Below are 7,191 nucleotides of genomic sequence, written 5' to 3' on the forward strand. Positions count from 1 at the left end.
CTATACCGCTCAGTAAAATTGACCCGTCTGTGCTCAGATAAATTGACCCACCTGTAGTAGGTTTTACTCTTATAGCTATCATTGGTAAAAATTAAGCCCATCAACAAAAAACCCCATCCTACTCATCGAAATTGATGTGGTAGAATGGGGCATGTCGAAAATCATTAGTATTATAAGTCAAAACCTGGCTTTTTTATAGTAAAAATTCAATTATCCTACCAATTTCTTCCCAGATGGTACCGAGAGAAGGATATTCGGGACATGGTATTACAGTATTACTATGTCCTTCGTTCAGTTCTTCGGGCCAGTCCGCATTTACGGCAGTGCTTAACCAGGTGTAGGCATTGTCGGATTTTTTTCCTCACCCACCCCCGAAATGCCGGTCGAAGTGATCTTTTGTGTCCATTTGGCTGTAGGCAGGCCCATCGCAAAGAGTGTTCAACGAAACGGAGTATCGAATACTACCGCACCGATGAGGGCAAAGCCAAGAAGAAGGCCCTCAATGAGCAGCGGCGAAGCAGTCAGGAGCAGCAGGCGTGTAATGGAGACCATGCTGGCAATGCTGGCAGTAATGACGCTGATAGCAGTGATACTGATGATGAGAAACCATCTGGCCAAGCTTCTGAAACTGCCCATGCTTCTGAACCGGTCTATGATGAGGTCACAGTTCATTATCTTCAGACAATCATTGGCTTGATTGAAGGCCGCTGGGTAAGTATGGATGAGATCCTGGCCATGCTGGAAAAGATCATGAGACAACACAGCATGGGAAAACGCAAAAGGTTCAGGTATGATTTTGCTTACCCCAGGGCAGAGGTGCCGTGAGGAGGAAAGAGGGTGCCATGAGGAAGGAAAAAGGATGGAGAAGGTAGAGCAGGTAGAGATATCGAGTTTGGATTTGCGGTATGAAAGCTACCGGATGAGGCATGAGGGAGCCGAGAAGGCGCTTTTGTGCTCAATTTCAGACTATGGCATCCGAGATCCCCTGGAGGGGGTTGACACCAGGGTTGACACGGGGGCAGGCACAGAAGATAAGCGGATTTTGCTCAATGGGTTCAAGCGCCTGCGCTGTGCCAGGAAGCTGGGTATCGGGATGGTGCCTTATTGCTCGCTCGGAACCGATGAGGCTATGGGGATTATCCACCTGATACGCATCTCGAATGCCAGGAGCTTGACTATCCTGGAGCAGGCCAGGCTGATTGATGATCTTGTGCAGGTACACAAGATGGGCCTGCTGGAAATAGCCCAAAGCCTGGAGAGGAGCAAGGGATGGGTAAGTATGCGGCTTGGAATCATAGAAAAGATAAGCGATAGCGTGATGGAGAAGCTCTTCAAGGGGGAATTCCCGGTTTATTCCTACATGTATACTCTTCGCCAGTTCATACGTATGAACTCGAATTCCGGGCAGGGCAGTGAGGTTGACGAATTTGTAAACCTGGTGGCTGGCAAGAATTTGAGCATCAGGGACATAGAAAGGCTTGCGCATGGCTATTTCAATGGCCCCGATCATTTCAGGGAGCAGATCAAAAGCGGCCATATCGTGTGGGCCTTGGATCAGTTGCGGCAGATGCCCCAGGCGGGAGGCAATTTGAGTGAACCTGAGTGCAGTATGCTCAAGAGTCTTGAGATCATACAAAAATATATGCGCAAGGTTATCTATCAGGGGAAGGACGAGCGGTTTAAAAACAATTCCTTCTTTGCCCAGGCCAACCTTCTGGCAGGAGGAATTTTGAGTAAGCTGCCCATTTTCTCGAAGTCATTGAAGGAGTTCTATGATCGATCAGGACAAGCGTAAGGCTATTTTTTTACTCCACAGGGAAGGCATGAAAATACGGGACATAAGTTTCAGGCTGAAGATAAGCCGCAATACGGTGCGCTCTATCATCAAGCAAGGCGGTAGGGCACCTTGTTCTGTGCGGGGGGACAAGATCATGATCGATCAAGAGCTTCTCGTCCGGCTCTACGATGAGTGTGCAGGCAGAATCCAGCGAATACACGAAAAACTGGCCGAAGAGGAGGGGGTGAAAATCGGCTACTCCACCTTGAGCCGCCTCATCCGAGAGCTTGGCCTTGGCGGGGCTGCCAAGGGCCGCTGCTGTCGTGTGCCGGATGAGCCTGGGGCAGAAATGCAGCACGATACCTCATCCTATATTCTGCCCATTGGCGGCAAAAGTATCAAGGTCATAGGCAGCATCCTGTACTTCCGATACTCCAAGGTGCGCTATCTGAAATTCTACCGCTCATTCGACCGCTTTAAGATGAAATGTTTTTTTCATGAGGCGCTTACCTTCTTCGGCTACAGTGCCAGGGTGTGTATCATTGATAATACCAACCTGGCCCGCCTTCGGGGCAGCGGGAAAAATGCCATTATCGTACCTGAAATGGAGCAGTTCGCCAGACAATTCGGCTTCACCTATGTTTGTCACGAGCTGAATCACCCAAACAGGAAAGCCGGTAATGAACGCAGTTTCTACACGGTGGAGACCAATTTCTTCCCAGGCCGCAGCTTTGAGAGCATGGAGGATTTAAACCAAAAAGCCCTTGAGTGGGCAACGCTGAGAATGGCCAATCGGCCAGTGAGCAGAAGCGGCCTTATTCCGGCCAAAGCCTTTGAGCATGAAAAATCGTATCTGGTAAAACTGCCCCCCTTTGTTTCCCCACCTTACCTTGCCCATAAGAGGGACATCGACCAGTATGGGTATGTAGCCTTTGATGGCAACTTTTACTGGGTGCCAGGCACCTCACGGGGAGAGGCCCTCCTTCTGCAATACAGCAGTGATCTTAAAGTTTACCTGGCTCAAAAGTTGCTGGCCGAATATCGCCTGCCTCCCTGGGGAGTGAAAAACCAGCTCTTTACCCCTGGCGGGGTGCCAAAACCAGAATATAAACCAAAGAACCGCAAAGAGCCAACTGCCCAGGAAGAAAAAAACTTGAGGGCACTGGACAAGGATGTGGATGCCTACCTTGAGTTTGTTCTCAAATCCAAAAAAGGCAAAGAAAAGCATAAAGTTATCAGAGAATTGTTCGGGCTGTATCAGAAGATCACCATGCCCTTGTTCATCAAGACCATCAAACGTGCTCTATGCTATCGCATCACCGACAGCCGCTGTGTTGAGAGGATCGCTCTTTTGTACCTGACCGGCGGTGAGGGTGAAATCAGGCATGTCCCCATTGACCAGGAATTTCAAAAAAGACCAGCCTACCTTGAGGGCCGCCTGAGTGATGAAGCGAATCTGGCCGTGTATGAGAAGCTGCTGGAGGATGTGCTGGTGGAGCCGAAGGTGGAGGAGGATGAATCATGATCGACGAGGAACTGGTCAAGATGATAAAGTTCCTCCGCCTTCAGGGATTGCTGGCCAATTGGGACAGGTTCCTGACTATGGCTCAGGAGGAAAACTTCTCCCATCCCCGCCTTCTCAAATATGTCATCGAAGAGGAATATAAAAACAAGAAGGAAAATTCAAGAAAAATGAGGCTCAAAAGGGCACAAATCCCTGAACAACTGGTTATGGAAACCTTCCCTTTCCAAAGACAACCTAATCTGGACAGAAACAAGATCATGGCCATCTATGACTCCTTTGATTATATGGCCAAAACACAAAACATAATCTGGATCGGTCCAACAGGCACCGGCAAATCAGGGCTGGCCACAGCATGTCTCATCAAGGCCATTAATCATGGCTACAGCGGGCGATTCATCCTGTTCCCCGACCTCATCGAGGCACTCTATAAATCAAGAGCCGACATGTCCGAACACAGACTGATTAAACAATTTGCCTCTTATGATTGCCTGCTTATTGATGAGCTTGGCTATGTCGAGATTGAACCTGTTCAGGTGGGTCTGTTTTTTACCCTGATGCAAAAAAGGCACAAGCAAAAGACGACCCTGATTACTTCCAATCTTGGCTTTGAGCAGTGGATTTCATTTCTCAAAAATGACCAGTTGACAGCAGCACTGATCGACCGCCTGACGGAAAACAGTCATGTTATCAATATGAAAAACTGTCTCAGCCTGCGGCCTCGCCTCGTCCAAAGTTAATTACCTTTTGCCCGATGGCAAAAAGAGAGCCTGAAGAAAAGGCAAGTGCATCCCTATATGTCTGATACCTTCAACGAGATAAAAAATAAGGCCAACCTTGTTCGCCAAATCGACCTGGTATCGGTCTTAAAGCTGATCGAAGCTGTCCAGGATAAATCCGATAAGCATAAGTGGCATACTTCACAAGGTGTTATCTCTGTCTCAGGTACCAAATTCATCAACTGGAATAAAGGTATTGGAGGTGGCGGTGCCATTGATCTGGCTATCCATTTAAACAATTTCGATTTCAAAACCGCTGTCTTTTGGCTGGCCAGGACATTCCTCTCCGGTGATATGCACAGACCTTGTGATAGTAAACTCATCAAGGAATCCGAGGATAGATGCATCCCAAGGTTCATCACCCCAAAGTCCACCTTCCAATCACCCCCAAAAGATGATACCAGACTGCCACAGGTAGTAAATTACCTCCTGAATACTCGATCTATTCCCCTGCCCCTGATAAAATCTCTCATTCATTCAGGCAAACTCTATGCTGATATAAAAGGTAATGCAGTTTTTTTACTCCTTGGAAAAGAAAAAAAGGTGGTAGGTGCTGAACTTCGAGGAACCACTCGGATACGGTGGCGAGGTATGGCTCCTGGATCGAGAAAGGACCTGGGCTACTTCTGTGTCGAAAACCCCTCTGCCAAAAATATGGTACTTTGCGAATCTGCCATCGATGCTATCTCCTTTTTTGCCCTTTGCCCCACTTTCCTGGCTGTGTCAACAGCAGGTGCCAATCCAAACCCTCTCTGGCTGGCACCGTTTATCGATAACGGATATGAGATTTATTGCGGATTCGATTCTGATGAAACCGGAGATCGGCTAGCTCAAAAGATGATCGCCCTGTACCCAACTGTCAAAAGGCTCCGGCCATCAAAACATGATTGGAATGATGTCTTGATCGACAAGTCAAGAAGTTAATCTTACTCCCTCCTTAAAAGCAACCCATTGCCCCTCAATAGCTTGTCCGTAAAAGTAAAATAACCTCATTACCTCATCCCTCACCTCTATCCACATCTACAACTCCTGCTTCATACCCAGCTTATCGATTTACAGTGTGGATGAACGGTCCAATTTATCTGAGCGCACATGGGTCAATTTTGCTGAGCGCCATAGGTTTGACTTTGACCTGGACCCGGAAGAATCCCGGATCGTAGAGCGGGTATTCATGCTTTACTCTCAGGGCATCGGCTATGCCAGGATAAAGAAGCTGACCGGCTGTCCTCTCTCAATATGGGGAATTGCAAAGCTCCTGGAGAATCCATTCTATGCCGGTAAGGTGAAATTCGGCGGGATTGTGGAAACCAATAATCATCAGGCAATCGTATCTGAGAAGTTATTCAAAAAGTGCCAAAAGGTAAGAGAAAGCAAAGGATTAAAGGTGTAAGGTATCAACTTCGTTAGAACGAGGTTGATAGTAGGGCAGGAATTAAAGGCGGTCTCGGAAGGTGGGCAAACACCATTCCGAGACCTGGCCGTCGAGGTTTTAACCGGAGCCTTACCACGACGGTTAAGTCATTATCTCAAAAGGCTCCCTCCACGTAAAGAGAGGGAATATGAATCACCATCCTTCAGATGTACCAGAAAACGTTTCCATTCCCGGAAGCAGGAAAAAAGAGCCTGACATCACCGCTTACCTGACCACTCCAGAGCTTGCCGAACTATGCGAGATCGGAGAGGCGCGGGGGGCAATCCTGGTCATACAGCAGTATCTAAACTCAAGGGAAGGGGCAATATTCAAGCTGGCTCGATCCCGTATGCCTGACGGTGGGAGGGCTTGCCCATGATCGACCAGGGGAGAGATGACAGCCTTCTCCTTGGGGCTTAATTGACGTTCACCCCTGGCCAGGTTTACGGTGATCCTGGCCAGGGGGATTTACGGGTATGACACTGGTATGACACTGGTATGACACTGGTATGACACAAATATGACGAGTGAAAACCCTAACACATTGAAATTTAACAAATTTTTTGCTTGTTATACGTAAAAAAATCTGATAATATACTGAAACAAAGCCCCTTAGTAGCGAGCTAAGGGGCGGGTGGGAAAAACTTAAATTTTTTGGCTCCTTAGTATATCAAATTTCCTGCCGTAACAACAACCCCATAAATCATAACTTAAACCTTGTTTTTCAAATATTTAGTCATTAAAAATAACTTACGATTACAATTTGTAAAGAAAGGAAAAACTAATGACAATTCATACGGTTAAGCCACATCCCCTAAAAACCGAAATTAGAAAAGCCAAAATCAGGCTATGGCAAATAAAATTGTTTCTGGGGGGGCTGCCAAGCGAGGGGACCCTGTGCCGCATGCTTAATGGGCTTACGCCCATGAGCCCGCGAGTAGAGCGAGGGATCAAACGCATCCTCGATGAGACCAAAAAAACTGTTGCGGCAACAAAGTAAGGGCGGAGGTGGGCGATGGCAGAGCAGGTTGATGAGCAAATTGAGGCAATAATCTCCGCGAGGTATCAAGGCAGATCTGGTAAGGATTACTGGCAAGGCCAAGTAGTCGATTGGGATATTGGCCTATGCCGTATTATGGCCGGACTGGGTATAGATGCTGACCGGATCGATCAGCTTATTAGGCTGGCTCCGGCATGGCCAGACATCGCCAACAAATGGGATGGCCACCCCGATGACCAGGGCCGGACATATGGTAAGCGGACCATATTGCTGGCCACAGCAGCAAGCAGAGGTAAGCAGGCTCAGCCAGACCAGCAAGCCAAACCAGTAACACCGAGCAGGCCACAACCAGCAAGTGCGGCAGAGTTGATGCAGCGGGATATACCGCCGATCCAGTGGATCATACCCGGATTGTTGCCACAGGGCCTTACCGTATTGGCGGGCAAACCCAAGGTGGGCAAGAGCTGGCTGTCCTTACATTGGGGGCTCGGTGTGGCCTACGGCGGCAAAGTGTTAAGCTCCGTAGATGTACCACAAGCCGACGTGCTCTACCTGGCGCTTGAGGACTCGGACCGGCGATTAAGGGAGAGGATCGGCAAGCTTACTTGTGGATCGGCGGTACCGAGCAACCTGTATTACTGTACGGAGTGGCCATGCTTGCCACTGGCAGCAATAGAGCTTACGGATTGGCTTACCGATCAC

At 48.4% G+C, this 7,191-nt stretch carries 8 protein-coding genes; all 8 read left to right on the forward strand.

Features of this window, described 5'->3' with window-relative positions:
- The first annotated feature begins 261 nt into the window (after positions 1-261).
- Positions 262-825 carry a hypothetical protein gene (locus AB1611_15570; GenBank protein ID MEW6381009.1) on the forward strand — a complete coding sequence of 188 codons (564 nt, stop codon included), beginning with the start codon at positions 262-264 and terminating at the stop codon, positions 823-825.
- 34 nt (positions 826-859) lie between these two features.
- The gene (locus AB1611_15575; GenBank protein MEW6381010.1) at positions 860-1,795 is read left to right on the forward strand and encodes a chromosome partitioning protein ParB; all 936 of its coding nucleotides are present in this window, start codon (positions 860-862) and stop codon (positions 1,793-1,795) included.
- The gene (locus tag AB1611_15580; protein MEW6381011.1) at positions 1,773-3,302 is read left to right on the forward strand and encodes a helix-turn-helix domain-containing protein; all 1,530 of its coding nucleotides are present in this window, start codon (positions 1,773-1,775) and stop codon (positions 3,300-3,302) included. The genes AB1611_15575 and AB1611_15580 overlap by 23 nt, the downstream gene beginning before the upstream one ends.
- Entirely contained in the window at positions 3,299-4,039 is a 741-nt protein-coding gene (locus AB1611_15585; GenBank protein ID MEW6381012.1) for an ATP-binding protein, read from the forward strand. Before AB1611_15580 ends, AB1611_15585 begins: the two co-directional genes overlap by 4 nt.
- 57 nt (positions 4,040-4,096) lie before the next feature.
- Positions 4,097-5,002: a DUF3991 and TOPRIM domain-containing protein gene (locus tag AB1611_15590; GenBank protein ID MEW6381013.1), complete on the forward strand. Its 906-nt coding sequence runs from the start codon at positions 4,097-4,099 to the stop codon at positions 5,000-5,002.
- 136 nt (positions 5,003-5,138) lie between these two features.
- Positions 5,139-5,468 (forward strand): recombinase family protein, encoded by a 330-nt coding sequence (locus AB1611_15595; protein MEW6381014.1) that lies wholly within the window; start codon positions 5,139-5,141, stop codon positions 5,466-5,468.
- Positions 5,469-5,637: 169 nt separating this feature from the next.
- Positions 5,638-5,868 carry a hypothetical protein gene (locus tag AB1611_15600; GenBank protein MEW6381015.1) on the forward strand — a complete coding sequence of 77 codons (231 nt, stop codon included), beginning with the start codon at positions 5,638-5,640 and terminating at the stop codon, positions 5,866-5,868.
- Between the two features lie 636 nt (positions 5,869-6,504).
- A partial coding sequence (locus AB1611_15605) for an AAA family ATPase (protein ID MEW6381016.1) occupies positions 6,505-7,191 on the forward strand: 687 nt, incomplete at its 3' end.

This window comes from bacterium (assembly GCA_040755755.1).
GTDB lineage: Bacteria > SZUA-182 > SZUA-182 > DTGQ01 > DTGQ01 > DTGQ01.

What these genes read in the sequence shown, in the direction of transcription:
- AB1611_15570 (MEW6381009.1), top strand. Translation starts at nt 262, where the DNA reads ATGGTATTACAGTATTACTATGTCCTTCGTTCAGTTCTTCGGGCCAGT.
- AB1611_15580 (MEW6381011.1), top strand. Translation starts at nt 1,773, where the DNA reads ATGATCGATCAGGACAAGCGTAAGGCTATTTTTTTACTCCACAGGGAA.
- AB1611_15575 (MEW6381010.1), top strand. Translation starts at nt 860, where the DNA reads ATGGAGAAGGTAGAGCAGGTAGAGATATCGAGTTTGGATTTGCGGTAT.
- AB1611_15600 (MEW6381015.1), top strand. Translation starts at nt 5,638, where the DNA reads ATGAATCACCATCCTTCAGATGTACCAGAAAACGTTTCCATTCCCGGA.
- AB1611_15585 (MEW6381012.1), top strand. Translation starts at nt 3,299, where the DNA reads ATGATCGACGAGGAACTGGTCAAGATGATAAAGTTCCTCCGCCTTCAG.
- AB1611_15590 (MEW6381013.1), top strand. Translation starts at nt 4,097, where the DNA reads ATGTCTGATACCTTCAACGAGATAAAAAATAAGGCCAACCTTGTTCGC.